This window comes from Herbidospora sp. RD11066 (assembly GCF_054661255.1).
In genome coordinates, this window is record NZ_BAAGDO010000004.1 from 661102 (window position 1) to 686037 (window position 24936).

General features: G+C 69.0%; 26 protein-coding genes and 1 pseudogene. 22 read left to right on the forward strand and 5 right to left on the reverse strand.

Features of this window, described 5'->3' with window-relative positions; all coding sequences use genetic code 11:
- Positions 1-114 precede the first annotated feature (114 nt).
- Genes ACYQ78_RS19810 through ACYQ78_RS19825 form a run of 4 tightly spaced genes read left to right on the forward strand, consistent with a single transcriptional unit; the run spans position 115 to position 4743 of the window.
- A complete protein-coding gene (locus ACYQ78_RS19810; RefSeq protein WP_459802338.1) occupies positions 115-3366 on the forward strand; it encodes a nitrate- and nitrite sensing domain-containing protein in 3252 nt (1083 codons plus the stop codon).
- A complete protein-coding gene (locus ACYQ78_RS19815) occupies positions 3363-3785 on the forward strand; it encodes a roadblock/LC7 domain-containing protein (RefSeq protein ID WP_061296951.1) in 423 nt (140 codons plus the stop codon). The genes ACYQ78_RS19810 and ACYQ78_RS19815 overlap by 4 nt, the downstream gene beginning before the upstream one ends.
- 18 nt (positions 3786-3803) lie before the next feature.
- Positions 3804-4175 carry a DUF742 domain-containing protein gene (locus ACYQ78_RS19820; RefSeq protein ID WP_030455649.1) on the forward strand — a complete coding sequence of 124 codons (372 nt, stop codon included), beginning with the start codon at positions 3804-3806 and terminating at the stop codon, positions 4173-4175.
- A 7-nt stretch (positions 4176-4182) separates the two neighbouring features.
- Positions 4183-4743 carry a GTP-binding protein gene (locus ACYQ78_RS19825; protein ID WP_459802419.1) on the forward strand — a complete coding sequence of 187 codons (561 nt, stop codon included), beginning with the start codon at positions 4183-4185 and terminating at the stop codon, positions 4741-4743.
- A 25-nt stretch (positions 4744-4768) separates the two neighbouring features.
- Here the strand turns inward: ACYQ78_RS19825 and ACYQ78_RS19830 are convergent, their stop codons facing one another.
- The 5 genes from ACYQ78_RS19830 to ACYQ78_RS19850 are packed head-to-tail and all read right to left on the reverse strand — an operon-like array spanning position 4769 to position 9108.
- Positions 4769-5776 (reverse strand): methyltransferase, encoded by a 1008-nt coding sequence (locus ACYQ78_RS19830; RefSeq protein WP_459802339.1) that lies wholly within the window; start codon positions 5774-5776, stop codon positions 4769-4771.
- On the reverse strand, positions 5773-6573 hold the full coding sequence (locus ACYQ78_RS19835; RefSeq protein WP_459802340.1) for an ABC transporter ATP-binding protein: 801 nt from the start codon (positions 6571-6573) through the stop codon (positions 5773-5775). Before ACYQ78_RS19835 ends, ACYQ78_RS19830 begins: the two co-directional genes overlap by 4 nt.
- A 9-nt stretch (positions 6574-6582) precedes the next feature.
- A complete protein-coding gene (locus ACYQ78_RS19840) occupies positions 6583-7374 on the reverse strand; it encodes an ABC transporter permease (RefSeq protein ID WP_459802341.1) in 792 nt (263 codons plus the stop codon).
- Complete coding sequence (locus ACYQ78_RS19845; RefSeq protein ID WP_459802342.1) at positions 7371-8144, reverse strand: ABC transporter permease; 774 nt, start codon at positions 8142-8144, stop codon at positions 7371-7373. Before ACYQ78_RS19845 ends, ACYQ78_RS19840 begins: the two co-directional genes overlap by 4 nt.
- 13 nt (positions 8145-8157) lie before the next feature.
- On the reverse strand, positions 8158-9108 hold the full coding sequence (locus tag ACYQ78_RS19850; RefSeq protein WP_459802343.1) for an ABC transporter substrate-binding protein: 951 nt from the start codon (positions 9106-9108) through the stop codon (positions 8158-8160).
- Positions 9109-9737: 629 nt separating this feature from the next.
- Between ACYQ78_RS19850 and ACYQ78_RS19855 the strand changes: the two genes are divergently transcribed.
- The 18 genes and pseudogenes from ACYQ78_RS19855 to ACYQ78_RS19940 all read left to right on the forward strand — a co-directional run.
- Entirely contained in the window at positions 9738-12461 is a 2724-nt protein-coding gene (locus ACYQ78_RS19855) for a sensor histidine kinase (protein ID WP_459802420.1), read from the forward strand.
- Positions 12458-12892: a roadblock/LC7 domain-containing protein gene (locus ACYQ78_RS19860; RefSeq protein WP_459802344.1), complete on the forward strand. Its 435-nt coding sequence runs from the start codon at positions 12458-12460 to the stop codon at positions 12890-12892. Before ACYQ78_RS19855 ends, ACYQ78_RS19860 begins: the two co-directional genes overlap by 4 nt.
- Positions 12889-13287: a DUF742 domain-containing protein gene (locus ACYQ78_RS19865; RefSeq protein ID WP_459802345.1), complete on the forward strand. Its 399-nt coding sequence runs from the start codon at positions 12889-12891 to the stop codon at positions 13285-13287. Before ACYQ78_RS19860 ends, ACYQ78_RS19865 begins: the two co-directional genes overlap by 4 nt.
- A gap of 25 nt (positions 13288-13312) precedes the next feature.
- Positions 13313-13867: a GTP-binding protein gene (locus ACYQ78_RS19870; RefSeq protein ID WP_459802421.1), complete on the forward strand. Its 555-nt coding sequence runs from the start codon at positions 13313-13315 to the stop codon at positions 13865-13867.
- A gap of 70 nt (positions 13868-13937) precedes the next feature.
- The gene (gene ffh / locus ACYQ78_RS19875; protein WP_459802346.1) at positions 13938-15479 is read left to right on the forward strand and encodes a signal recognition particle protein; all 1542 of its coding nucleotides are present in this window, start codon (positions 13938-13940) and stop codon (positions 15477-15479) included.
- A gap of 157 nt (positions 15480-15636) precedes the next feature.
- Positions 15637-16086, forward strand: a complete 450-nt coding sequence (rpsP, locus tag ACYQ78_RS19880; RefSeq protein WP_459802347.1) for a 30S ribosomal protein S16 — start codon at positions 15637-15639, stop codon at positions 16084-16086.
- 1 nt (position 16087) lies between these two features.
- A complete protein-coding gene (locus ACYQ78_RS19885; protein ID WP_066373507.1) occupies positions 16088-16330 on the forward strand; it encodes an RNA-binding protein in 243 nt (80 codons plus the stop codon).
- Between the two features lie 65 nt (positions 16331-16395).
- Positions 16396-16908: a ribosome maturation factor RimM gene (rimM, locus tag ACYQ78_RS19890; protein WP_459802348.1), complete on the forward strand. Its 513-nt coding sequence runs from the start codon at positions 16396-16398 to the stop codon at positions 16906-16908.
- Between the two features lies 1 nt (position 16909).
- Complete coding sequence (gene trmD / locus ACYQ78_RS19895; protein ID WP_459802349.1) at positions 16910-17680, forward strand: tRNA (guanosine(37)-N1)-methyltransferase TrmD; 771 nt, start codon at positions 16910-16912, stop codon at positions 17678-17680.
- Positions 17681-17796: 116 nt separating this feature from the next.
- Entirely contained in the window at positions 17797-18159 is a 363-nt protein-coding gene (gene rplS, locus ACYQ78_RS19900) for a 50S ribosomal protein L19 (protein WP_459802350.1), read from the forward strand.
- A 161-nt stretch (positions 18160-18320) separates the two neighbouring features.
- Complete coding sequence (gene lepB, locus ACYQ78_RS19905; protein WP_459802351.1) at positions 18321-19130, forward strand: signal peptidase I; 810 nt, start codon at positions 18321-18323, stop codon at positions 19128-19130.
- Positions 19131-19141: 11 nt separating this feature from the next.
- Positions 19142-19759: a signal peptidase I gene (lepB, locus tag ACYQ78_RS19910; protein WP_459802352.1), complete on the forward strand. Its 618-nt coding sequence runs from the start codon at positions 19142-19144 to the stop codon at positions 19757-19759.
- Positions 19760-19781: 22 nt separating this feature from the next.
- Positions 19782-20489 (forward strand): ribonuclease HII, encoded by a 708-nt coding sequence (locus ACYQ78_RS19915; protein WP_459802353.1) that lies wholly within the window; start codon positions 19782-19784, stop codon positions 20487-20489.
- Positions 20486-20809: a DUF2469 domain-containing protein gene (locus tag ACYQ78_RS19920; RefSeq protein WP_030455669.1), complete on the forward strand. Its 324-nt coding sequence runs from the start codon at positions 20486-20488 to the stop codon at positions 20807-20809. The genes ACYQ78_RS19915 and ACYQ78_RS19920 overlap by 4 nt, the downstream gene beginning before the upstream one ends.
- Positions 20810-20922: 113 nt before the next feature.
- Complete coding sequence (locus ACYQ78_RS19925) at positions 20923-21276, forward strand: YraN family protein (RefSeq protein WP_459802354.1); 354 nt, start codon at positions 20923-20925, stop codon at positions 21274-21276.
- 260 nt (positions 21277-21536) lie between these two features.
- Entirely contained in the window at positions 21537-23072 is a 1536-nt protein-coding gene (locus ACYQ78_RS19930) for a YifB family Mg chelatase-like AAA ATPase (RefSeq protein WP_459802355.1), read from the forward strand.
- Positions 23069-24175 carry a DNA-processing protein DprA gene (dprA, locus tag ACYQ78_RS19935; RefSeq protein ID WP_459802356.1) on the forward strand — a complete coding sequence of 369 codons (1107 nt, stop codon included), beginning with the start codon at positions 23069-23071 and terminating at the stop codon, positions 24173-24175. Before ACYQ78_RS19930 ends, dprA begins: the two co-directional genes overlap by 4 nt.
- A 6-nt stretch (positions 24176-24181) precedes the next feature.
- Positions 24182-24394, forward strand: a pseudogene (locus ACYQ78_RS19940) (site-specific integrase); the annotation flags it as partial.
- Between the last annotated feature and the right edge of the window lie 542 nt (positions 24395-24936).

The window sequence follows — 24936 nt, forward strand, 5'->3', positions numbered from 1 at the left end:
CTCGATGTCCGATTCGGCGATCCGAGAGTAATTCGCTGATCTGGTAACAGTGTGTTCCAATTTCTGGTGCCATAGAGGGCAACAGGAGTGACAGGCGAGAGGTTGTAAAAGCCAGTGACAACGCACGACCCGCGAGGTGGCCTCGGCATCGAGGCAGGCGTGCAGGAGAAGGCGGCGCCCGCCCCCGCCGCCAAAGCTCCAGGGGCCGCGTTCCTGCGGCTGGGAAACTGGCGGGTGCGCTCCCGTCTCGTCGCCCTGATCCTGCTCCCGACGGTGGTGGGCGTCATCTTCGCGGCGGTGCAGCTCACCTCCGCGATCAACACCTCCGCCGAATACCGGAGACTGACCGAGGTGTCGCGGCTCGTGGTCCAGCTCGACGAGCTGAACCACGAGCTGGCCAAGGAGCGCGACTACACGGCCTGGTTCATCCAGGAGGGTCGCCGCAACAACCGGTTCGATGAGGTCCAGGAGGTCTCCCGGAAGGTCGACACCCTCTCCGGTAAGGCACTTGCCACGCTCCAGTCCCTCGACTCGGCCCACTCGACCCGTGTGCTGACCCGCGCCGCCAAGATCGCCGGATGGCTCCGCGGTCTCGAGGGTCTGCGCAAGGGTGTCCGTGACAACGACAGCGTGCCCGCCCGAGCGGCCGTCGTCATGTACACGTCGATGATCTCCGAGCTCACCTCGCTCCACGAAGACCTGATCCGCTCCGCCGGCTCCGACGAACGCCTGTTCGCCGACACCACCGCCCTGGCCGCCCTCACCCGGGCCAAGGAAGACGTCTCCAAGAGCCGCGGCCTGCTCACCATCACCCTCGCCAGCACGCCCAGGCAGATCAACGCCCGGTTCGACTACGACGACCTGGCCGACTTCCTCAGCGCCGGCCGTTCCCAGGACGCCCAGCTCGCCATCTTCCAGAGCGAGGCCTCCACCCCCGACCGCGCCTTCTACGACCAGACGGTCAGAGGCGAGATGGCCGAGCGCGCCCACTCGATGCGCGCCGCCGCCCTCGCCCAGCTGCGCCAGTACAACGGTGTCGTCCAGGACCTCGACCGCACCCGCCGTGACGACCTCCAGCGGTGGTTCGACTCCACGACCGCGACGGTCGACCTCATGCGTGAGGTCGAGAAGCGCGTCGGCGACTCCGTCGTCAACCAGTCGGTCACCCTCCAGGACGCCGAGCAGCGCAGCGCCATCGTCTCCGGTGTGCTGATCCTGGTCCTGCTGCTCGTGGTCCTCGTCATCACCACCCTGGTCGCCGGTTCGCTGACCCGCCCGCTGCGCCGCCTGCGCCGCGAGGCCCTGGAGATCGCCGGTTCGCGTCTGCCCGACACCGTCCAGAAGCTGCGTGAGTCCGGCGAGGCCGGTGACCTCCCCGAGGTCGCCCCCATCGGTGTCACCACCTCCGACGAGATCGGTGAAGTGGCGCGCGCCTTCGACGAGGTCCACCGCGAGGCGATCCGGCTGGCCGGTGACGAAGCCCGCCTGCGGAGCAACGTCAACTCGATGTTCGTCAACCTCTCGCGCCGCACCCAGACGCTGGTGGAACGCCAGCTGTCCCTCATCGACGGCCTGGAGCAGGGCGAGCAGGACGAGACGCGACTGGGCAACCTGTTCAAGCTCGACCACCTCGCGACCCGCATGCGCCGTAACTCCGAGAACCTCCTGGTCCTCGCCGGTCAGGAACCCGCCCGCCGCTGGGGCCAGCCGGTCCCGATCGTCGACGTCGTCCGCGCCTCCCTCTCCGAGGTCGAGAACTACGAGCGTGTCGCGATCCAGGTGCAGTCGGGCGCGGCGGTCGTCGGTCAGTCCGTCAACGACGTCGTCCACCTCATCGCCGAGCTGGTCGAGAACGCCATCTCCTTCTCGCCGCGCGAGACCCGTGTCACCGTGTCGAGCAACCGCATCGACGGCGGCGGTCTGATGATCTCCGTGAGCGACATCGGCATCGGCATGACCGGCGAGGAACTCGGCGCCGCCAACTGGCGGCTGGCCAACCCGCCGGTCGTCGACGTGTCGGTGTCCCGCCGCATGGGCCTGTTCGTGGTCGGCCGTCTGGCGCTGCGCCACGGCATCCGCGTCCAGCTCCGTCAGCAGGACGTCGGCGGTCTCACCGCGATGGTGCTGCTGCCCGAGACCCTGCTCGCCCAGGCGGCCGCCTTCCCCGGCGCCCCGCAGCAGCAGCAACAGGGTGGCCTGTCCGGGCCCGGCGGCCAGCCCGCGCTGCCCGGCCCGCAGTCGGGGTCGTTCGGTGCCCCGTCCGTCGGCGCCGGCTCGTTCGGGCAGCAGCCCGCGCTGGCCAGCCCGACCCCGTTCGAGACGGTGCCGCGCCCCTTCGGCAGCGACGGACCGCCCGACCCCTGGGCGAGCACCACCGGCGGCACGCCGTTCGACTCCTCCTTCGGTCAGCTCCCGCAGCGCAACCCGTTCGAGAACCCCAACCCCGGAGGGCCGGCCGCGCCGCCCGCCGCCCAGCGCAACCCGTTCGACCAGCCGGAGCGCGACCCCTTCGCGCCCGCACCCGACCGGGGCTCCTTCGACACCGGTGGCCAGCGGATGTTCGGCGGGGGGCCGAGCCCGACCGACACCGGTCCGTTCGACCGCACCGCGTTCGCCCGCGGCCCCCTCGACAGCGGCGCCTTCGAGCCGCCCTACGAGCAGCGGAACTCCTTCGACACCGGCGGCCACGTCCTCGGTGGCCCGAGCGCGGGCGGCTTCCCCTCGGGCGGTTACCCTGCTCCGGGTACGAACAACACGCCGTGGCCGGGGCAGACGCCCGGATCCGGCACCCCTGGATGGCCCGGCGGACCGGCCGAGAACGGTTCCTGGCCGGGTACGCCCGCATCTAACCGCGGGCCCTTCGAACCTGATGTCGACAACACCGGACCGCTGCCCGCGGTCCGGAACTCGCCCCTCGACGAGATCGACGAGTTCCTGCCGATCTTCGCCGCCGTGGAGTCCGACTGGTTCCGGCGTGCGCCGGAGACTGAGGTGCCCGGCGACGACGAGAGCCCCGGTGAGCGCACCGCGTGGTCGTCCCCCGCGGTCGACGCCGGCTGGCAGGCCGCCCAGGCGGCGGCCGAGCCCTCACTCGGCGGAATCACCTCGTCCGGCCTGCCGAAGCGGGTGCCCAAGGCCAACCTGGTGCCCGGCTCGGCCGAACTGGCCGCGCCCTCGGCTCCCGTGCCGGTGGCTCCCGTCCCGCAGGTGTCGCCCGATCGCGTGCGCAACCGCCTCGCCAGCTTCCAGGCCGGCGTACGGCAGGGCCGCGCGGTGGCGAGGGGAGACATCAGCGAGGAGCAGGGTTGGCCCGGGGCGAACCCCGCCCTGGGTCAGGGTCAAGAGACCGATAAGGATGAGGCATGAGGGAAATGAGCCAGGCCGCTCGCGGCGTCAACTGGTTGATCACAGACTTCGTGAACAACGTGCCCGGTGTGGCGCACACGGTTGTGGTCTCCGCTGACGGGTTGCCCCTGGCGTACTCGGAGGGATTCCCGAAGGATCGCGCCGACCAGCTCGCGGCGGTGGCCGCGGGTCTGATCTCGTTGACGCAGGGTGCTTCGCGGGTCTTCGAGGGTGGAGCCGTAACGCAGACCGTGGTCGAGATGCAGCGTGGGCTGCTTTTGATCATGTCGATCAGCGATGGTTCCTGTCTGGCCGTGCTGGCCGCGGCCGACTGTGACATGGGTCTGGTGGCGTACCAGATGACGCTGCTGGTCGAGCGGGCGGGTCAGGTCCTGACCCCGGCCGTCCGCGCCGAGCTCCAGGCTTCCCACCCCCGTTGATCGAGATAGGAGGTCGCCGTGGCAGGCGGCTGGACAGGTGAGCCCCCGGCGGAGCAAAGTTCGCTGGTGCGCCCCTATGCGGTGACCGGTGGGCGCACGGCCCCGCGAGTTCAGCTCGCCATGGAGGCACTCGTCTCCTCCGTCATAGCGGCGCACGTGGATCTTTCGACCATGCCCCCGGAACGGCAGGCGATCACGTCGCTCTGCCGTCAGGTCAGGTCGGTCGCGGAGATCTCGGCCATGCTGCGCATGCCTCTGGGTGTGACGCGGGTGGTCATCGCCGACATGGCGGCGGAAGGCCTGGTGCAGGTGCACCAGCCGCAGCTCGACGCGGGTAAGCCGGATCTGGGTTTGTTGGAAAGGGTGCTCAGTGGACTTCGCAGGCTCTAGCCGGGGCCTGACCTCGACGAAGATCGTCGTGGCGGGTGGCTTCGGCGTCGGCAAGACGACATTCGTCGGGGCGGTGTCGGAGATCGTGCCGCTCACGACGGAGGCGGTGATGACCGACGCCTCGGAGGGAATCGACGACGTCGGGCTGACCCCCCACAAGACCACGACGACCGTGGCGATGGACTTCGGCCGGGTGTCGCTCGACCAGGATCTGATCCTCTACCTGTTCGGCACCCCCGGTCAGCACCGCTTCTGGTTCATGTGGGACGACCTGGTACGCGGCGCCATCGGCGCCGTCGTGCTGGTCGACACGCGCCGCCTCGCCGACAGCTTCCCCGCTGTCGACTACTTCGAGGAGGCGCAGCTCCCCTTCGTGATCGGCGTCAACGGGTTCGACGGCACCTTCCCCCACGGGGAGAACGAGGTGCGGGAGGCGCTGTCGCTGTCGCCGCACACCCCGATCGTGCGCACCGACGCGCGGTCGCGTGACTCGGTGAAGAACACGCTGATCACTCTGGTGGAACACGCACTGACGATGCGGGTCGCGGTCCCCGGCTGGCAGCGCTAGCCGGGGACCTCGGTCCCTTGGTCACTTAGTTCGGTACGGCCTCGATGACGCTGGCCCACCCGGAGAGCGGCAGGATCCGCGCCGTGGTGAGCCCACTCTTCTCCAGCAGCGTCTGATACTCGGCGGGCGTGCGCTCCATGCCGCCGCCGGAGAGCGACAGCATCCGGATGTCGCCGTCCTTGCCCACGTGGGGCGAGTCGTCGTCGCTCAGCACGATTTCCAGGATCAGTACCTTGCCGTCGGCGGGCATCGCCGCCCGGACGTTGCGCAGGATCCGCACGCAGTCCTCGTCGCTCCAGTTGTGGATGACGTTGGCCAGCAGGTACACGTCGGGGCCACTCGGGATGTGCGCGAAGAAGTCGCCGACGACGAACTCGCAGCGGCCGGCGAGCCCGGCCTCGGTGAGCGCGGCCTCGCCGCTCGACAGCACCCGCTCCAGGTCGAACAGCACGCCTTCGAGGTGCGGGTTGGCCGTGAGCAGCGCGCCCAGGATGTGCCCGCGCCCGCCACCCAGGTCGATCACCTTGCGGGCGCCGCTCAGGTCATAGTTGTTCGCCAGGCCGGCCGCGAAGGGTTCGGCCCGTACCGTCATGTAGTGGTCGAACAGCACCGCGATCTCGGGGTTGCGGCCGACGTACTCGTAGACGTGGCCGAACTTCTCCTTGAAGGCGCTCTTCCCGGTGCGGACCGTCTCGGGGAGCTGGCCCATGGCGTACCAGAAGGCCTCCTGGCCGACCATGCGGACGGCCGACCGCACCGATCCCGGCACGCCCTCGCGCAGGAGGTGGCCCGACTCGGTGAGCTCATACCCTTCGGGGACGGTACGCAGGAAGCCCATTGACGCCACCTCGCGCAGCGTCCGGTGCAGCGACAGCGGGTCGGCGCCGCAGCGGTCGGCCAGCACGTCGGCCGTCAGCGGGCCGTCGGCGAGGTGGTCGGCGCAGCCCAACTCCGCCATGGTGGCGAGGGCCGCGAAGCGGGAGATCCCGTAGATCGCATCCCATACCGGGGCGGCCGGGTCGTTCTGGGTCACCTGGTCTCCACTCCAAATCCGTGCGTGTTCCTGTGCAGGTTCTGCTGGGGGGTCATCCCGCGGACGAGACGGCCGACTTCGGCGCGGAGCCGGACGAAGGCGTCGAGTTCGCGGGTGTGGATCTGGTCGCGCGGCCCGGGCAGCTGGACGGGCAGGTCGCCCACCACCGTGCCGGGGGCCTTGCTGAGCACCACGACGCGGTCGCCGACGTAGACGCTCTCGTCGACGTCGTGGGTGATCAGCAGGATGGTCATGCCGTGGTGGGCGCAGACGCGGAGGGTCAGGTCCTCCAGCTCCTCGCGGGTCTGCGCGTCGACCGAGCCGAACGGCTCGTCCATCAGCAGCAGTTTCGGCTGGTAGGCCAGCGCGCGGGCGATGGACACCCGCTGCTGCATGCCGCCGGACATCTCCCACGGATACTTCGCGGCGGCGCCGGCCAGCCCGACCTGGTCGAGGGCGGCCATCGCGGCCGCCTCCCGCTTCTTCTTGTCCAGGCCCCGGCGGCGCAGCGGCAGGCTGACGTTGGCCAGCGCCGACATCCACGGGTAGAGCGAGCGGCTGTAGTCCTGGAACACGACGGCCAGGTTCTCCGGGCTGCCGTCGACGGGCTTGCCGTCGAGCAGGACGGTTCCGCCGGTGGGTTTGATCAGCCCCGCGATCGACCGCAGCAGGGTCGACTTGCCGCAGCCCGATGGCCCGACGATGCAGACCACCTCACCCTGGGCGACCTTCAGGTTGACGCGGTCGATGGCGCGGTAGGAGCCGTAGTTGTGGCCCAGATCGACTAACTCAAGCACCGGATCTTCCTAAACGGTTCGCCTGGCGTTGGCATGCCAGGACAGGACGCGGCCCTCGGCGACGAGGAACAGGGCGTTGAACAGCAGGCCGAGCACACCGAGCAGGACGATGTGCGCCCAGACCCCGGCGTAGTCGTAGGACTGCTGCGCGTAGAGCAGGCTGTAGCCGATGCCGCTGTTGCTGCCGACGAGCTCCGACACCACCATCAGGATCAGCGCCAGCGACAGGCTCAGCCGCAGACCCGCGAAGATCTTCGGCATGGCGGACGGCAGGATGACGCGGCGGAGGATGTCGTACCGGCTGAACTGGAAGACCCGTGCGGTCTCGAGGAAGCCCTTGTCCACCGCCCTGCACCCGTCGGTCGTGTTGACCAGCACCGGCCAGATCACGCCGAAGACGATGACGGCGAGCTGCGTCGGGGTGCCGATCTTGAACAGCACGAAGAAGATGGGCACCAGCAGCGGTGGCGGCAGCGCGCGCAGGAACTGCAGCACGGGGTCGACGTAGTCGGCCAGGCCGCGGATCCGCCCGAGCGCCACCCCGAGGGCGATGCCGAGCACCCCCGCGATGACCCACGCCGCGAGCAGCCGGCCGAGGCTGGGCCCGAAGGTGTCCAGCGCGGAGTCGGTCAGCAGGAGCTGGGAGGCGGGACCGCTCAGCCACATGTCGTAGAGCTGGCCCACGATCCGCGAGGGCGGTGGGAAGAACGGCGAACCCGTCGCGCCGGTCACCAGTTCCCACACCACCAGCGTCACGGGCACGATCCAGAAGCGGAGCACGCCGGAGGTCGCTCGTCTCACGTGGCCGCTCCCGCCTTGGCCCGGTGCCAGCGGAACAGCCGGTTCTCCCCGGCCACCAGCACCGCGTTGACCAGGATGCCGAACAGCCCGACCAGGATGGTCGCGCCGATCATCAGGTCGAGCCGGTTGCCGCTCGCCGCGATGGTGATGTAGACGCCGACGCCCTCGATGCCGCCCGCGATCAGTTCCGACGTCACGACCAGCACGATCGCGACCGAGGCGGCCAGCCGGATGCCGGTGGCGATGAAGGGCGCCGCGCCCGGCAGGACCACCCGGTAGGCGACGGAGCCGGGCCCGAAGCCGAAGCTGCGCAGGGTCTCCTTGGCCAGCGGGTCGACGTCGCGGACGCCGTAGATGGTGTTGACGAGCACGGGCCACAGCGCGGCGTACACCGCGACCGTGATCCGCATGTGCGTGGTCTCCGAGAACATCAGGATGACCAGCGGGATCAGCGCGACCGACGGAATCGGCCGCAGGAACTCGATCAGCGGCCGGACCGCCACCTCGGCGGGCCGGACCATGCCGAGCACGAGCCCGGCGGGCACCGCGATCGCGATCGTCAGCGCCAGGGCGAACGCCCACGTGGTCAGGCTCGACCGGGCGCTCACCAGGAACTCGGGGTCGACGAGCAGTTCACCGGCCCGCAGCAGGACGGTCGAGACGTTGGGCAGCTTCTCGGTGTCCCACGCGCCCAGCCGTCCGGCCGCCTCCAGAACGACGAGTAGCCCCGCGGTCCCGATGAGACCGCGGAGCAGACTCGCCCCGTTCACTTTCGGCACGTCGTCACTGCGCGGCAGTCGGCGCCATCAGCGCCTTCACGTCGAAGCCGGCCGGGATCATGCCGTACTCCGTCAGCGTGTCGGCGACCCGCTGGAGACGGGCCTCGCTCAGCGAGGTGGAGTAGGTGCCCAGCGCGATGACGGCCGCGGTGGCGGCGTCGATCTTGGTGTACTTGGGCAGCGCCTCTTCCACGACCTTGCGGTCGGAGGCGGCCAGGGTCTGCGCCTTGGCCAGGGCGCGCTGGAAGGCGGCGACCGTCTTCGGGTTCTTCGCGGTGAACTCGTCGGTCATCACCCAGCCGGCGATCGGGAAGTTCTCGAGCGGACCGGCCATGCTGTCGGCGACCTTCTTGGCGCCGGCCTTGGCGTTGGCCGAGATGAACGGTTCGGCGACCCAGATCGCGTCGACGGTGCCGGTCTCCAGTGCGGCGCCCATCTCGGGCAGCGGCATGGCGACGTACTGTTCCTTGTCGTTGATCGTGACGCCGGCGACCTTGGCGGTCGCGGTCACCGCGAGGGTGCCGATCGCGTTGAGGGTGTTGACGGCGATCTTCTTGCCCGCCAGGTCGGCCGCCGTGTTGATGGCGGTGTTGTCACCCTTGGTCATGATGACGAAGTTGTCCGGGGCGGCCTGGTAGCTGTCGGCCACGACCTTGAACTTGCCGGCGCCCGCCTGCTGCGCGATGAACAGCGCCACGTAGTTACCGAGCATGGCGTCGAGCTGGCCCGCGACGAGCTTGGGCGTGGCGGCGGCGCCACCGACCTCGACGGAGATCTTGACGTCGAGGCCCTCTTCCTTGAAGAAGCCCTTGTCCAGAGCGATCTGGATCGGTGCGGCGTCGGGCACGGCCACGACACCGATGGTGAGAGCGGACTTCTCCAGCCCGCCGGTCGCGCCGGTGGCGCCGGTCTCGGGCTCGCTGGTGCCACAAGCCGAAAGAGTCAACGCAGCCACTACGCCCACGATGAGCGTACGGCCCGCAAAAAGGCGCCTCATAGGTGGAGTCTCCTTAGAAGGGGGGATTGCACCCGCCCTGGCCGAAGATCGCGGGGCCCGGCGGGCGACGGCGAAGACTGTAGCGCTTCGAAATCACCATCAACAGGAATAAGAGCACTATGTCACCAAACTTGTAAATAAATCTCGTGGTGTGACATTTGTGAGGTTCACGTGGTTTATGTCCGTTTGGACCGGTCTAGTGAACAACCGGACCGGAATCACGGATTCGGTCCCGCCGTGACCAGCTACGAGGTAACGATGCGATGAATGGTCACGTTTGGAACGGGCCAAAACCAATGTGGCTATTGGTAGAGCTACGAGTCATATGCTCCAATTGCCCCTGGCTTATGGGAGGTATCCCGAAGAAAATTGAAATTTCTTTTATCGGAAGGGTGCGGCCTGTGAGGACGGCAACGATCGAGCGTGATCACCGCACCGCGCCCGAGGCTCCGCCGGAACCCCCGAGGGAACCGGCCGGACATCGGGACACGACGTCCAATCGGATGGCGTTGCACAACTGGCGGGTACGCAACCGCCTCATCGCACTGATCATGATTCCGACCGTCGCCGCGGTCGTTCTCGGCGCCATGCGCGTCATCAGCGCGGTTACCAGTGCCGCGGAATATCAGCGAGTGAGTGATATCGCAGCGTTCACCGGGACGCTGGGGGAGCTCATCCATGAGCTCGAGCTGGAACGAGATTTGACTGGTCGGTACGTTTCCGACAATCGAACCAACGAGTCGGAACTCAACCTGATCGACGCACAGCATGCCAAAGTGGACTTGGCGGCAGAAAAAGTCCAAGCGCGCGTTCCAGAGATCGCCGATTCCCTCGGTGACCTCGGTAAAGAGAAACTGACGCGGGTCGACGGCCGCCTCAGCGAACTGCCGAACCTCCGTGAGGTCACGGTCAAGTCGAAGCTCCTCGCGCTGCCGGCGATCGAGAAGTACTCCCTCGTCATCGGCGACCTCCTGCGCTTCTACGAAGAGGTCGGCGCCGGCGGCACCGACGAGGCCGTCGACGGGACCAGCATCGCGCTGACCGCGCTGGCCAGGGCCAAGAACGAGCAGTCGACCATGCGGGCCCTGCTCGCGCTCGGCATCGAGAAGGGCAACTACACGCCCAACGAGCTCGACGCGCTGACCGCCGCGCGCAAGCGGTTCGAGAGTGAGATCAGCGCCTTCCGCCTCGCGGCCACCCCGGCCGAACGGCAGCTCTACGCCGACACCGTGACCGGTTCACGGATCGACCAGGCCGAGTTCCTGCGGGGATCGGCCATGGAGCGCATCCGCCTCGACCGGCGGATCGTCAACCTCGACGGCACCCCGGGCGACGACTCGGAGGTGTGGTTCGAGGCCAGCAGCTTCGGCATCGACCGCATGTACGAGGTCGAGAAGGCGCTGGACAAATCAGTCGTGGAGCAGGCCGACGCCCTGGCCGCGGGTGACCAGCGCGGCGCGCTCATCAACATCCTGATCGTCGTGGTCATCCTGGCGCTGGTGCTGCTCATCACCACCGGAATGGCCCGTTCGCTGACCACGCCGCTGCGCCGGCTGCGGTCGGAGGCGCTGGAGATCGCCGGGCACCGGTTGCCCGACCTCGTCCAGAGACTGCGCGAGAGCGACACCTCGCACGAGACGGTTCCGCACGTCGCCCCCATCGGCGTCGCCGGCTCCGACGAGATCGGTGAAGTGGCGCGGGCGTTCGACGAGGTCCACCGCGAGGCGGTCCGGCTGGCGGGTGACGAGTCGCGCCTGCGCAGCAACATCAGCGCGATGTTCGTCAACCTCTCGCGCCGCACCCAGACGCTGGTGGAACGCCAGATCGCCCTGATCGACGGTCTGGAGCAGGGCGAGCAGGACGAGGCCCGACTGGGCAACCTGTTCAAGCTCGACCACCTCGCGACCCGCATGCGCCGTAACTCCGAGAACCTCCTGGTCCTCGCGGGTCAGGAACCCGCCCGCCGGTGGAGCCAGCCGGTGGAGGTCACCGACGTCGTCCGCGCCTCCCTGTCGGAGGTCGAGGGCTACGAGCGAGTGGTCATCAACGTGCCGGGCGAGGTCTCGCTGGCAGGACAGGCCGTCAACGACGTCATCCACCTGCTCGCCGAGCTGGTCGAGAACGCCATCTCGTTCTCCGCGCGCGACACCCGCGTCATCGTCTCGGGCAACCGGATCGACGGCGGGGGAGTGATGGTGTCGGTGACCGACTCCGGCATCGGCATGAACCCCGACGAGATCGGCGCCACGAACTGGCGGCTGGCCAACCCGCCGGTCGTCGACGTGTCGGTGTCCCGCCGCATGGGCCTGTTCGTGGTCGGCCGGCTCGCGCTGCGCAACGGCATCCGGGTGCAGATAAGGAATCACGACGGCGGCGGCCTCACCGCGATGGTGCTGCTGCCCGAGTCGCTGATCGCCTCCGCGGCCCCCGCGGTGCACCAGGCGCAGCACCAGTACCACCCCCAGAGCGGGTACGCCCCCACCTGGACCCCCAAGCCCCAGGTGGCCGCGCCCCCGCCCCAGGAGACCAGCGGTAGCTGGGGCCCGCCGCAGGTCGGCGCTACGGGTGGCCGTCCGGCGCTGCCGTCGCCCGGTCCGATGGGGCCGTCGACGGGCCCGTACAACACCCAGCCCGCGCCGCCGGCCCCGCAGCACACGGGTCCCCAGCACACGGGCCCGCAGCACACCGGTCCCCAGCAGTCGCTCTTCGGGCCGCCGCCGCGGCAGAACGCCCAGCAGCAGTCCGGGCCGAACGGCGCGCCGGGAGGGCAGCCGCCCACGATGTTCGGGCCGCCCCCGCCCATGCCGCAGCAGCAGTCCGGCGGGCCGCTGCCCCGGCGCAGGTTCGACTCCGCCCTCGGCGGCCTGTCAGGCCTGTCCGAGCGGGACGCCGACGTCACCGGTCCGCTGCCCGCGGTCCGGGAGCCGTCCGGGCCCGACCGCCCCGAGGAGTTCCTCCCGATCTTCGCCTCGGTCGAGTCGGCCTGGTTCAAGAAGCCCGAGGACGAGGCCAAGGTCGAGGAGGTCTGGAAGGAATCCAAGGCCGACTCCGCCTGGGGCGTCGCCGCACAGCAACCCCAGTTCGAGGCCAGCACATCCGCGGGCCTGCCCAAACGCGTACCCAAGGCCAACCTGGTCCCCGGCTCCGCCGAGCCGAACCGGCAGCAGGCGGCCGTGTCACCCCCGCCGTCCCTCTCTCCCGACCGCGCCAGAAGCCGGCTCTCCAGCCTCCAGCACGGAGTGCGCCAGGGCCGTGCGGTGACCCGGGGCGAGATCAGCGAGGACGAGGGTTACTCAGGAAGAGGGGAATGACCAGCGTGAGAGAGATGAGCCAGGCCGCACGAGGCATCAACTGGCTGATCAACGACTTCGTCCTGTCGGTACCGGGCGTCGCCCACACCGTCGTCGTCTCGTCCGACGGGCTGCCGCTGGCCTACTCGGACGGCTTCCCGAAGGACCGCGCCGACCAGCTCGCGGCGGTCGCGGCCGGGCTGATCTCGCTCACCCAGGGCGCGTCCCGGGTGTTCGAGGGCGGCGCGGTCACCCAGACCGTCGTGGAGATGCAGCGCGGCCTGCTGCTGATCATGTCGATCAGCGACGGCTCGTGCCTGTCGGTGCTCGCGGCGGCCGACAGTGACCTGGGGCTGGTGGCGTACCAGATGACGCTGTTCGTCGAGCGCGCAGGTCAGGTGCTCACTCCCGCGGTCAGGGCCGAACTCCAGGCCTCCAACCCGAGGAGATGAGCATGGATTCGTGGGGGCCGCCACCGTACGGGGGCGGCCAGCCTCCGCCGCGACCGGAGCCGGCGTCGCCGGTCCGCCCGTTCACCGTCACCGGTGGACGCACCAAGCCGCGCATGGAACTGGCGCTGGAGGCGCTGGTGTCGTCGGCCACCTCGCTGCAGCACGACCTGTCCCAGCGGCCACCGGAGTACCGCGCGATCAGCTCCCTGTGCCGCCAGGTGCGGTCGGTGGCGGAGGTGTCGGCGCTGCTGCACATCCCGCTCGGGGTGATCCGCGTGGTGATCGCGGACATGGTCGCCGAGGGCCTGGTGCACGTGCACCAGCCGCAGTTGGACGCCGGGATGCCAGATTTGGGTTTGTTGGAAAGGGTTCTCAGTGGACTTCGACGTCTATAGCCACGGCGGCGGCGCGAGCCGCGGCCTGACCTCGACGAAGATCGTCGTGGCGGGTGGCTTCGGGGTGGGCAAGACCACCTTCGTCGGGGCGGTCTCCGAGATCGTCCCGCTGACGACCGAGGCGGTGATGACCGACGCCTCCAAGGACATCGACGACGTGGCACTGACGCCCAACAAGACCACGACGACGGTGGCCATGGACTTCGGGCGTGTCTCCCTGGACGAGGATCTGATCCTCTACCTGTTCGGCACCCCTGGTCAGCACCGTTTCTGGTTCATGTGGGATGATCTTGTACGTGGTGCGATCGGCGCCATCGTTCTGGTGGACACGCGGCGGCTGGCCGACAGCTTCCCCGCGGTCGACTATTTCGAGGAGGCCCGCCTCCCGTTCATCGTGGGCATCAACGGCTGGAACGGCATGTACCCCCACGCCGAGGACGAGATCCGGGAGGCGCTCACGCTCTCGGCCCACGTCCCGATCGTCCGCACCGACGCCCGATCCCGCGAATCGGTGAAGACCGCCCTCATCACGCTGGTGGAGCACGCCCTCACCTCGCGTGTGGGCGGCCCTCGCTGGTGAGCGGATAGGCTTGGGAGGCCGGGGGTAGTCCCCTGATCCACCACGATTCCCTTCGAGGCTGGCCAATCACGTGTTCGAGACGCTTTCCGACCGGCTGACTTCGGTCTTCTCCTCGCTCCGGTCCAAGGGCAGGCTTTCCGACGCCGACATCGACGCGACCTGCCGTGAAATCCGCATCGCCCTGCTCGAGGCAGACGTCGCGCTGCCGGTGGTCAAGGACTTCGTGGCCCACGTCAAGGAGCGGGCCAGGGGAGTCGAGGTCTCGCAGGCGCTGAACCCGGCGCAGCAGGTCGTGAAGATCGTCAACGACGAGCTGATCGAGATCCTCGGTGGCGAGACCCGCCGCCTGCGCCTGGCCAAGACCCCGCCGACGGTCATCATGCTCGCCGGTCTCCAGGGTGCCGGTAAGACCACCCTGGCCGGCAAGCTGGCCCGCTGGCTGCGCGACCAGAACCACGTGCCGCTCCTGGTGGCCTGTGACCTCCAGCGCCCCAACGCGGTGCAGCAGCTGTCGGTCATGGCCGAGCGCGCCGGGGTCGCCGTCTACGCGCCCGAACCGGGCAACGGCGTCGGCGACCCGGTCGAGGTGGCCCGTCAGTCGATCGAGCACGCCCGCCGCCAGCAGCACGACGTCGTCATCATCGACACCGCCGGCCGCCTGGGCATCGACCAGGAACTGATGGCCCAGGCCGCCCACATCCGCGACGCCGTCAGCCCCGACGAGGTGCTGTTCGTCGTCGACGCGATGATCGGTCAGGACGCCGTCACCACCGCCCAGGCGTTCATGGACGGCGTCGGCTTCGACGGCGTCGTCCTCACCAAGCTCGACGGCGACGCCCGAGGCGGCGCGGCCCTGTCGGTGCGTCACATCACCGGCCGCCCGATCATGTTCGCGTCCACCGGTGAGAAGCTCGAGGACTTCGACGCCTTCCACCCCGACCGCATGGCGGGCCGGATCCTCGACATGGGTGACATCCTCACCCTGATCGAGCAGGCGCAGCGCACGTTCGACGAGGCCGAGGCCGCCAAGATGGCCGGCAAGCTGGCCTCGGGCGACGACTTCACCCTCGACGACTTCCTCGAGCAGATGATGATGGTGCGCCGCATGGGCCCCATCAAGAACCTGCTCGGCATGATGCCCGGCATGGGCCAGATGCGCGACCAGCTCAACCAGGTCGACGACAAGGATCTCGACCGCGTCGCGGCGATCATCCGGTCGATGACCCCGGGCGAGCGGTCCGAGCCGAAGATGATCAACGGTTCGCGCCGGGCCCGCATCGCGCGCGGCTCCGGGGTGAGCGTCACCGAGGTCAACAACCTGGTGACCCGCTTCTTCGAGGCGCAGAAGATGATGAAGCGCATGTCGCAGGGCATCGGCATCCCCGGCATGCCGGGGGGCAAGCGCAACCAGAAGCAGTCGAAGCCGAAGAAGGGCCGTCGCGTCAGCGGCGACCCGCGCAAGGCCGGTCTGCCGAAGGAGCCCGCCGCCGACACTCCGGCCAAGCCGTCGGGCGGCATGCTGGGCAACCTCACTCCGGGCGCCCTGCCCAAGGGGCTGGAGCTGCCGCCGGGGTTCGACCCGTCGAAGTTCAAGCTTCCCGGGCAGAAGTAGCCGCTTCGATCTGGCAGAATGTCATGTTGGAACATCGTGGTCTGGCGGGCGCCCTCTAATCCCCGCGTTCCGCGCCTGTCCCTGGAGTGGCCGCCACTTCGTGCCCCACTCGATGTGACGCCGCTCATCCATTTTTGAAGCAGGAGAGACCACACCCGTGGCAGTCAAGATCAAGCTCAAGCGGCTCGGCATGATCCGCAACCCGCAGTACCGCATCGTCGTCGCCGACAGCCGCACCAAGCGTGACGGCCGTGCGATCGAGGAGATCGGGCTGTACCACCCGAAGGAGCACCCCTCGCGCATCGAGGTCAACTCCGAGCGGGCGCAGTACTGGCTGAGCGTCGGCGCGCAGCCGACCGACCCGGTCCTGAAGCTCTTCAAGCTCACCGGTGACTGGCAGAAGTACAAGGGCGAGGCCGCTCCGGCCCCGCTGCTCGTCGCCGAGCCTCCGGCCGACCGTCACGCCGCCTACGAGGCCGCCGCGAAGGAGGCCCTGTCGAGCGACACCGGTTCGGCCGCCACCACGCAGCGGAAGAAGAAGGCCGAGCCCAAGGCCGAGACCGCCGCCGAGGCGCCCGCCGAGCCCACCTCGGAAAACGAGGCCTGACATGCTCGAGGAGGCCCTCGAGCACCTGGTTAAGGGCATCGTCGAGCATCCTGACGAGGTCCGCGTTCGCGCGCGGAAGATCCGCACCGGGCGTGTCCTGGAGGTCCGGGTCCACCCCGAAGACCTCGGCAAGGTCATCGGTCGCGGGGGCCGCACGGCCAAGGCGTTGCGCACCGTCGTCAACGCCCTGTCCGACGGCAAATACGTGCGGGTCGACCTGGTCGACCTGACCGAGGCCCGCTGAAGCATTTCGTCATCCCGGGAGACCGACCTGGTCTCCCGGGATCGTCGTTTTCTGGAGAACTTCTCATGCAACTCGTCGTCGGCCGGATCGGCCGCCCCCACGGCGTCCGCGGTGAGGTGACCGTCGAAGTCCGCACCGACGAACCGGGGGAGCGTTTCGCGCCCGGCGCGCGGCTGACCACCGACCCCGCGTCCCGGGGCCCGCTCGTCGTCGAACACGCCCGCTGGCACAAGGGCATCCTCATGCTGGCCCTCGAGGGGGTCGACAGCCGCGAGGCCGCCGAGGAACTGCGCGACACGATGCTCGTCATCGACTCGGCCGACGTCCCGGTCTCCGACGACCCCGACGAGTTCCACGACCACCAGCTCATCGGGCTGGCCGTGGTCTCCGTCGAGGGCGATCCGCTCGGCGAGGTGACCGACGTGCTGCACCACGGGCAGGACCTTCTCGTGGTCAAGCGCCCCGGCCGCGACGACGCCTACGTGCCGTTCGTGAAGGCGCTGGTGCCCGACGTCGACCTGGCCGCCGGGCGGCTGGTCGTCGCGGCGCCGCCGGGCCTGTTCGACCTTGACGCCTGACATGCGCATCGACGTCATCTCGATCTTCCCCGAGTACTTCGCGCCCCTTGAGGTCTCGCTGATGGGCAAGGCGCGGTCGAAGGGGATCCTCGACGTGCGGCTCCACCAGTTGCGGGAGTGGGCGCACGACGTCCACAAGACCGTCGACGACACCCCCTACGGGGGCGGGCCCGGCATGGTCATGAAGCCGGAGATCTGGGGCGCGGCGATCGACGATGTGACCGGGTTGGCTGAGGGCTCCCCCCGGATGATCGTGCCCACTCCGAGTGGGCGGCCGTTCACTCAGGCGGTGGCGCTCGAATACGCCGCCGAGCCGTGGCTGCTGTTCGCGCCGGCCCGCTACGAGGGCATCGACAGCCGGGTCATGATCGAATACGGCTCCCGCCTGCGGCTCGACGAGGTCTCGATCGGCGACTACGTGCTGGCGGGGGGCGAGGCGGCGGTGCTGGTCATGATCGAGGCCGTCGCCCGGCTGCTGCCCGGTGTGCTCGGGAACGCCGTCTCCGCGGTCGACGACTCGTTCGCGCCCGGCGAGATGGAGAACCTGCTCGAAGGGCCGGTCTTCACCAAACCGCCGGTGTGGCGCGACCACGAGGTGCCCGAGATCCTGCTCTCCGGCCACCACGGCAAGATCGCGCGCTGGCGCCGCGACCAGGCCCTGCGCCGCACTTTCCAGAAGCGGCCCGAGCTGCTGGAGCGCGGCGAACTGTCCGCCGCCGACCGTAAGGCCCTCGACGCGTTTCGCGACGACGGCGATCCTGTGGCAGACTGAGTCGCTGAATGCCTGCCGTTCGCAGGCTTGTCGTGCCCGCGTCCTTCTCGACGCCCCACCCCAAGGGGACGGACGGACCTCCGGGCGCCCTTTCAACGTGATGAGGAACCTCAGTCATGCACACGCAGATCCAGGCGCTCGAGAAGGCCGCCCTTCGCAGCGACATCCCGGCGTTCCGCCCGGGTGACACGCTCGAGGTGCACGTCCGAGTCATCGAAGGAAACCGCTCGCGTATCCAGGTCTTCAAGGGCTTCGTGCTGCGCCGCCAGAACGGTGGTCTCCGTGAGACGTTCACCGTTCGCAAGATCAGCTACGGCGTCGGCGTCGAGCGCACCTTCCCGGTCCACAGCCCGGTGATCGAGAAGATCACGCTGGTGACCCGTGGCGACGTCCGCCGCGCCAAGCTCTACTACATGCGTGACCTGCGCGGTAAGGCCGCCCGCATCCGCGAGCGCCGCGACGCGCTGCCCGCGAAGTAAAGCCGCATTTCACTGCAAGCCCGTGCCCTGCCGGCACGGGCTTTCGCAGTTTTGGGGGCCCGATGCCGAGTCGGCGACGTCGCGTACTGTGACCATGATTTAGGCTCGTCTAGGCGCGCGTCGGCGCGCCCGCATCTCTTGACTTCCCAGACCAGGACGGGGTGGACGTGGTCGCCGAAGACACCCATCAGAACGCCAAGCCCGGAAAAGACAAGAAGGGCTCGTTCTGGCGTGAGCTGCCCGTCCTGATCGTGGTGGCGCTGGTGCTGGCCCTGCTCATCAAGTCCTTCGTGGTCCAGGCGTTCTACATTCCATCGGAGTCGATGGAGAACACCCTCCTGAAGAACGACAGGGTCCTGGTCAACAAGCTCGTCTACCGCGTCCGCGACATCGAGCGCGGCGACGTCGTGGTCTTCTCCGGCGTCGACTCCTGGGCCGGAGAGGCCGAGTTCGCCCCGCCCGCCAACCCGATCGCCGGGTTCTTCCGCTGGGTCGGCACCGCGTTCGGCGTGGTCCCCGGCGAGAAGGACTACATCAAGCGCGTTATCGGCGTCCCCGGTGACAAGGTCAAGTGCTGCGACGCCAAGGGCCGCATCACCGTCAACGGGGTCCCTCTCGACGAGGAGAGTTATCTCTATCCGGGAGACGTCCCGTCGCTGGGCAACTTCGAGATCGACGTCGCCCCCGGCCGCCTGTGGGTCATGGGCGACCACCGCTCCGTCTCGCTCGACTCGCGCGCCCACGGCGGCGACCCGGGCGGCGGCGCCATCCCGATCGACCAGGTCATCGGCCGGGCGTTCGTGAAGGTCTGGCCGTTCGACCGGGCGGGCATCCTGCCGATCCCCGAGACGTTCGGGCAGAAGGGCCTGACCGCCGCCGGGGCCGCCTCCGAGGCCGTGCCGCTGCTGCTGGGCTTCGCCGGCGCTTTTCCCCTTCTCGCCCTTAGGCGCCGCATACGCGTGAAGCGGTAGTCTTTCCGCCCGTGGCCGTCGCAGAAGAAGAGACCAACTCCTCCGGCACGCCGGAGGAGTCCGGCAAGCCGGAGAAAAAGAAGAAGTCCGCCCTCCGGGAAACGATCACCTTCACGATCGGCGGTGTGATCGTCGCTCTCCTGGTCCACTTCTTCGTCATGCGGTCGTTCTGGATCCCATCGGAGTCGATGGAGAACACCCTGCTGGTCAACGACCGCGTCGTGGTCCTCCAGTTCGGCTCCATCGACCGCGGCGACATCGTGGTCTTCAAGGGCTGGGACGGGGAAGACACGATCAAGCGGGTGATCGGCAAGGGCGGCGACACGGTCAAGTGCTGCGACGAGGGCCGCCACATCACGGTCAACGGCACCCCGATCGACGAAGAGGGCAAATACCTCTACCCCGGCGACTACCCCGGCCGCACCTTCGAGGTGAAGGTTCCCCCGGGGCGCCTGTGGCTGATGGGAGACCACCGTTCCAACTCGATGGACTCCCGGTCGTACATCGACGACGAGTTCAAGGGCACGATCTCCGAAGACGACGTCATCGGCTTCGCCTTCGCCCGCTACTGGCCCCTTGACCGGCTCAGTCTCATATCGCAGCCGGAGACCTTCTCCAACGTCCGGTGATGGGGCGTACGCTGCTTCTGTCATGACAGTTGCCTATCGTCCACGCCCGAGCGTGGTCCGCCGTGACTCCGGCCTCTACGGCTATGAGCGCGCCCTGGCCCGCCGGGGCCTCAAGCCCGTCGCCGGCGTCGACGAGGCGGGCCGTGGCGCCTGCGCCGGCCCGCTGGTCGTCGCGGCGGTCGTCCTGGGGCGCGAGATCGACGGCATCAACGACTCCAAACTGCTGACCGAGGCCCGCCGCGAGGAGTTCCACGCCAGGATCATGGCGACCGCGAAGGCCGTCAGCGTCGTCGTCATCCCCCCGTCGGAGATCGACCAGCGCGGCCTCCACAAGATGAACGTGGCGGGAATGCGCCGCGCGGTCTTCGGGTTGGGTCTCACGCCCGGATACATCCTGACCGACGGATTCCCGGTCCCCGGCCTCCCGGCGCCGTCACTGGCCGTCTGGAAGGGTGACCAGGTGGCCGCCTGCATAGCGGCCGCGTCCATCGTCGCGAAGGTGACCCGGGACCGCATGATGACGACCCTGCACGAGACATTCCCCCAATACGGCTTCGCCGGGCACAAGGGTTACGTGACCAGAGACCACCGGGCGGCCCTCGCTCACCACGGGCCAACCCAGCACCATAGGTTCTCGTTCGTGACAGTGGCTCGGACGATGCCGGGTATGAGGATGCGGGAGAATGAACCAGGGGCCGAAACGGGGTTGGGAACAGGAGGGCCGGAATGAGCGCGGAGGATCTCGAGAAGTACGAGACCGAGATGGAGCTGCAGCTCTACCGCGAGTACCGCGATGTGGTCGGTCTGTTCACGTACGTCGTCGAAACCGAACGTCGGTTCTACCTGACGAACTCGGTCGACATGGAGGTGCGCACCGCGGAGAACGGCGAAGTGTTCTTCGACGTGAAGATGCAGGACGCATGGGTGTGGGACATGTATCGACCGGCGCGATTCGTGAAGAACGTGCGGGTGGTGACGTTCAAGGACGTGAACGTCGAAGAGCTCGCCAAACCTGACCTGGAGATGCCCAAGGAGGGTTTCTCCAGCTAAGCACTTCGCTCCAAGGGCCGGGTCCGTTCTTTGACGGACCCGGCCCTTTTGGTTTTCCACAGGCTGCCGCTGGGGTGCTTTTTGCCGTGGCGGGGTCTGTGAGGGTGGGGCGCATGGGAGCGAAGGACGAGCTGGGGCGGGCCGGGGAACAACTCGCGGCTACCTATCTGGTGGGTCAGGGGCTGGAGGTTCTTGAACGGAACTGGCGGTGCCGGGAGGGGGAGATCGACATCGTGGCGCGGGACGGGGCGGTGCTCGTGGTGGTGGAGGTACGGACCCGGTCTTCGGGGGCTCGGGGGTCGGCGTTCGCTTCCGTGACGGAGGCGAAGCTGGCGCGACTGCGGCGGTTGGGGGCGCGGTGGGTGTCGGGGCAGGGGAGGAGGTTCGCGTCGGTGCGGGTGGACGTGGTGGCACTGGACGGGTTCGCGGGGACGTTCTCGATCCGCCACGAGAAGGGGATCTTCTGATGGCGGCCTGGTCCCTCTGGCTTGAGCCTTGTGAGGGGTCCGTCGCGGCTTAGAGCTCCTAAAAAAAGCATCACCGGTCTCGGCGCCGGTGCGGCGAGGCGCGTCACCTGCATAGTCGGCGCAAGGGAATGGCGAGCAGCCCGAGTGCCGGGGTCATTTTGTTAGGACTGCTCAGCCCTATTGCTGTGCGTTTTCCGGTGTTCGCCGGGTTGATCGGGGTTTCGGGGTGCCTTCGGCGGAAGGCGTGAGGGGTGTTTGTGATGCCTGTTGCACGTACGCGGTGTGCCGCGCTGGTCGGGGTGGCCGGGCATACCGTCGAGGTCGAGGCCGATGTGGGCCGGGGTTTGGTGGGGACGCACTTCATCGGGTTGCTCGACACGGCGATCAGTGAGGCCCGGGATCGGGTCCGGTCGGCGCTGTTGAACAGCAGGTTCGACTGGCCCGACGCACGCGTGACGGTCTCGCTCTTCCCCGCGTCGCTGCCCAAGAAGGGATCTTCCTTCGACCTGGCCATCGCCATGGCGGTGCTCGGCGCGGCCGGACTGGTGCCGCCCGCCCGCATCGCGGAGCCGTTCTTCTTAGGTGAGTTAGGGCTCGACGGCAGAGTGCGGCCGGTACGCGGCGTGCTTCCCGCCGCGCTCGCCGCCGTAGCCGCAGGGGCGCGCACGATGGTCGTGCCCACTGCGAACGCCGCCGAGGCGGCTCTCGTACCGGACCTGGCGGTGGTGCCGGTGTCGACGCTCGGTGAACTCGTCGCCCTGCTGCGGGAGGGCGAGGCGAGTGAGCGGGCGCCGTACCTGAACCCGATGGAGTTCGCTCTCCCCGCCGACGAGAAGACCCTCGATCTGGCCGATGTCGCAGGTCAGGCCCATGGGCGGTGCGCTCTGGAGATCTGCGCGGCCGGGGGTCACAACCTCTGGTTCCTCGGGCCGCCGGGCACCGGCAAGACCATGCTGGCCGAGCGGCTGACCACGATCATCCCGCCGCTTGACCGGGAGCAGGCCCTCGAGGTCACCGCGATCCACTCCATCGCTGGCACCCTCCCCACCGGCCGCCCCCTGCTCGCCCGGCCCCCGTTCGTCGCACCTCACCACACTGCCTCGGCCGCCGCGGTGATCGGTGGCGGGACGGGGCAGATCCGCCCTGGGGCCGTGTCGCTGGCCCATCGCGGGATCCTGTTTCTGGACGAAGCTCCCGAGTTCCAGTCCCGGGTCCTCGACTCGCTCCGGCAACCGGTCGAATCGGGCCAGGTCACGGTCTCGCGGGCGCACGGCTCGGTGACCTTTCCGGCTCGGTTCATGCTGGTTCTCGCGGCCAACCCCTGCCCGTGCGGGCTCAGCGGAGAAGCCGGGCGGTTCTGCACGTGCACTCCGGCCGTCCGCCGACGTTATCTGGCCCGGCTGTCGGGGCCCCTCCTCGATCGGGTCGACGTCAAGGTACGGCTCTCGCCGCCCACCCGGGCCGAACTCCTCGCCGACCGTGCGCTGGCCGAATCCAGCGTCACCGTCGCCGACCGGGTGGCGGAGGCCCGTGACCGGGCCGCCACACGCCTCGCCGGAACGCCGTGGCGGCTCAACGCCGAGGTGCCGTCGTCGCTGCTGCACGGCGGCTGGAAGCTCGACCCCCGCGTCCTGACCCCGTTGAACCGGGCCGTCGACCTGGGCACCCTCAGTGCCCGTGGCGTCGACCGGGTCCTGCGGCTGGCCTGGACGATCGCCGACATCAGCCGGCGTGCCCGGCCGACGTCCGACGAGATCTCACTGGCACTCACGATGTGGATGGGAGAAGACCTGTGACCGGTGACCGGGCCGCGAGGGCGGCCTTGACCCGGATCGCCGAAACCGGCGACGAGACCATGGGCCGCCTGATCGCGACGCACGGCGCGGAGGCCGTCCTGACCGGGATCCGCGACGGAACCCTGGAGGGGCTGGACGACCGGAAGGCGGCGGCCTGGCGGATGCGCGCCACCGCGGCGGGCGAACCCGACGACGACCTGGCCCGCCACCGCTTCGTCATCCCCGGCGACCCTGACTGGCCCGACCAGCTCGACGACCTGATGGACGCCCGCCCGATCGGCCTGTGGACCTCTGGCGGAGGCGACCTCCGCCAGATCTGCGCCCGATCGATCGCGGTGGTCGGGGCGCGGGCCGCCACTCCCTATGGGGTGAACGTGGCCTCCGAGCTGGGCTGCCGCCTGTCCGACCGGGGGTACTCGGTGATCTCCGGGGGCGCGTACGGCATCGACGCCGCCGCCCACCGGGGCTGCCTGGCCGGGCCGTCGCCAACGGTCGCGATCCTGGCCTGCGGGGTGGACGTCCCCTACCCGGCCGCCCACGTGGACCTGTTCGCGGCCATCCGGGAGGAGGGCCTGGTCATCAGCGAATCACCGCCGGGCGTGCCCCCGACCCGGTTACGCTTCCTCGTCCGGAACCGGGTCATCGCGGCGCTGTCGCGGGGGACCGTCGTCGTCCAAGCGGCGCCACGGTCGGGGGCGCTGAACACCGCCCACCACGCGTTCCAGCTTAACCGCCAGCTGATGGCCCTACCCGGGCCGGTGACCAGTGAGGTGTCGGCCGGGTGCAACAACCTGATCCGGCTCGGGAAGGCGGTGTGCGTGACATCGGCCGACGAGATTTTGGAGCAGGCAGGCCAGGCGGGGGACGACATCGCTCCCATTCCACGTGGCCAGTCCACCGCCCGCGACCTGCTCAGCCTGGAGTCCAAGCGCGTCCTCGACGCGCTGCCGAACCGGGGGGCGATGGGCCCGGCCGAGCTGGCGCTCAAGGCGGGCCTGCCGTTGCCGGTCGCGCTGAGCTGCCTGGGCAACCTGGAATCCGGCGGCTACCTGAAGCGGGAGGGGAACGGCTGGAGGCTGAGCGCCAGAGGAAGGGGAAGATAAGCGGATATGTCGGGAGATCTAGAGGATGCGATACGGGCCTTCGAACGCCACCTCCGGGTCGAACGCGGCCTGGCGTCCAACACGCTTCGGGCCTACGCGGGTGACATGGCCTCCCTGGCGGAACACCTCATCGACGCCGGTATCGACCGCGTCGAGCTGATCGACGTGGGTGTCCTGCGGTACTGGCTGGGCGAACAGCACGAAACCGGCAAGTCCCGCGCGACCCTGGCCCGGCGGACGGCCTGCATCCGCACCTTCACGGCGTTCTGCCACCGGGCCGGCTGGCTGACCACCGACCCCGGCCTACTCCTCGGCACCGCCCGAGCCAAGCGCACCCTCCCCAAGGTGCTGGACCAGGCGGAAGCCCTACGCATGCTGGACGTCCGGCGAGGTGCCGGGGGAGACGATTCCCGAGGTGGGGCGCGACCGGGAAACAACCTGCGTCGTGGAGCCGATGACCGGGTCGGCAACGTGGTCGAGGGGCCAGAACCGAGAGCTTCGAGTGCCGAGTGGGCTGAGAGATCCGGTGTGGGCGATGCTTCGCCCGCGCTGTCAGACCCCAGCGAATCCGGGTCCCCACGGCCTGAGCTCGGTGGTTCGGGGTCGGGGCAGCCTGATAGCTGCGATGCCCGGTTGGAGCAGCTAGAACCGCGCGTTGCTGGAGTGGGCCGGCGAGAGCCCCACGATGCTCAATCAGAGAGGACTGATTTTCGCAATTCCGGATCGCGGCGGCCTGGGTCCCGTGGTGCACAAGCGGAGTC

Bases quoted from the DNA above. Each gene is read 5' to 3' on its own strand.
- rimM (WP_459802348.1), top strand. From the start codon at position 16,396: ATGCAACTCGTCGTCGGCCGGATCGGCCGCCCCCACGGCGTCCGCGGT.
- ACYQ78_RS19885 (WP_066373507.1), top strand. From the start codon at position 16,088: ATGCTCGAGGAGGCCCTCGAGCACCTGGTTAAGGGCATCGTCGAGCAT.
- ACYQ78_RS19915 (WP_459802353.1), top strand. From the start codon at position 19,782: ATGACAGTTGCCTATCGTCCACGCCCGAGCGTGGTCCGCCGTGACTCC.
- ACYQ78_RS19925 (WP_459802354.1), top strand. From the start codon at position 20,923: ATGGGAGCGAAGGACGAGCTGGGGCGGGCCGGGGAACAACTCGCGGCT.
- ACYQ78_RS19860 (WP_459802344.1), top strand. From the start codon at position 12,458: ATGACCAGCGTGAGAGAGATGAGCCAGGCCGCACGAGGCATCAACTGG.
- ACYQ78_RS19815 (WP_061296951.1), top strand. From the start codon at position 3,363: ATGAGGGAAATGAGCCAGGCCGCTCGCGGCGTCAACTGGTTGATCACA.
- trmD (WP_459802349.1), top strand. From the start codon at position 16,910: ATGCGCATCGACGTCATCTCGATCTTCCCCGAGTACTTCGCGCCCCTT.
- rplS (WP_459802350.1), top strand. From the start codon at position 17,797: ATGCACACGCAGATCCAGGCGCTCGAGAAGGCCGCCCTTCGCAGCGAC.
- ACYQ78_RS19930 (WP_459802355.1), top strand. From the start codon at position 21,537: ATGCCTGTTGCACGTACGCGGTGTGCCGCGCTGGTCGGGGTGGCCGGG.
- ACYQ78_RS19865 (WP_459802345.1), top strand. From the start codon at position 12,889: ATGAGCATGGATTCGTGGGGGCCGCCACCGTACGGGGGCGGCCAGCCT.
- ACYQ78_RS19855 (WP_459802420.1), top strand. From the start codon at position 9,738: ATGCGCGTCATCAGCGCGGTTACCAGTGCCGCGGAATATCAGCGAGTG.
- ACYQ78_RS19920 (WP_030455669.1), top strand. From the start codon at position 20,486: ATGAGCGCGGAGGATCTCGAGAAGTACGAGACCGAGATGGAGCTGCAG.